The sequence below is a fragment of the Paenibacillus ihuae genome (assembly GCF_001368795.1).
Taxonomy (GTDB): domain Bacteria; phylum Bacillota; class Bacilli; order Paenibacillales; family Paenibacillaceae; genus Paenibacillus_AQ; species Paenibacillus_AQ ihuae.
In genome coordinates this window covers 71,911-72,994 of the sequence record NZ_LN831202.1, presented here as the reverse complement: position 1 = coordinate 72,994, position 1,084 = coordinate 71,911, and the positions used below count along the sequence as shown (strand labels likewise).

Genomic DNA, 1,084 nt, shown 5'->3' with positions numbered 1-1,084 from the left:
GTTACGAAACGGTTGTGGATGGACGCACACTGCCGCTGCTTACACCCATGAGCGAAGTGGCGGGACGGATGTCCGTGCAGCTCGGCGCGCAGTTCCTCCAGAAGAACTACGGCGGACAAGGCATTCTGTTATCCGGTGTTCCCGGCGTCAGCAGAGGAAAGGTCAGCATTATCGGCGGCGGTGTAGTCGGTACGAACGCAGCTAAAATGGCCATTGGCCTCGGTGCTGAGGTGACAATTGTTGACCTGAGTGCAGACCGGCTCCGTCAGCTGGATGATATTTTTGGCTCGCAGATCAGCACGCTGATCTCGAACCCTTACAACATTGCCAAAGCAGTTGCTGAAGCTGATCTGCTGGTTGGCGCCGTATTGATCCCGGGCGCAAAAGCACCGAAGCTTGTCACCGAAGAAATGGTCAAAGCCATGAAGCCGGGCTCCGTAATCGTCGATGTAGCCATCGACCAGGGCGGGATCGTAGAAACGATTGACCGTGTAACTACCCATGACAATCCGGTGTTCGAGAAACACGGCGTACTGCACTATTCGGTAGCGAATATGCCGGGAGCTGTAGCCAAAACCTCGACCATTGCTCTAACCAACGTAACGGTTCCTTATGCACTGCAAATAGCCAATAAAGGTGTATTCCAGGCGATCGAGGACAATGCCGGCCTGAAGAGCGGCGTCAACGTAGCCAACGGCAAGATCACCTGCCAGGCCGTGGCGGAAGCTCTTGGGGAAGAGTGCTTCACGGTAGAGAAAGCAGTAGAGCAAGAGTTCACTCTGATCTAGTATGTGCTAAGCTAAGCCCCGGAGAGAAATATAAATGGGGCATGAGTGGGAGATGGGGAGCGGTGTCGGCATTCCGCTGAGCCAGACTTGAGGACATACTGGCATTTAGGAGCTTAAAGGGAACAGAGGGGTATTTCCACTTCAGTCCGGTGAGTAATCACCGGGCTTTTTCTGCAGGTAGAGTAAGAGGAGGATTAAAAGCTTTAGAAGTCTAGGGTGAGAAGATGCTACTTCCCCGGAATGAGCGGGAATGAGTGGATGCTCGGAATGAACGGGAAAAATCCCGCTGAAATCCC

Annotated in this window: 1 protein-coding gene; it reads left to right on the top strand. The window is 53.5% G+C overall.

The features are described from left to right. Positions 1-788, top strand: a 788-nt coding sequence (gene ald, locus AQR02_RS26130) for an alanine dehydrogenase (RefSeq protein WP_245237747.1), incomplete at its 5' end; no start/stop codon positions are given. Positions 789-1,084: the final 296 nt, after the last annotated feature.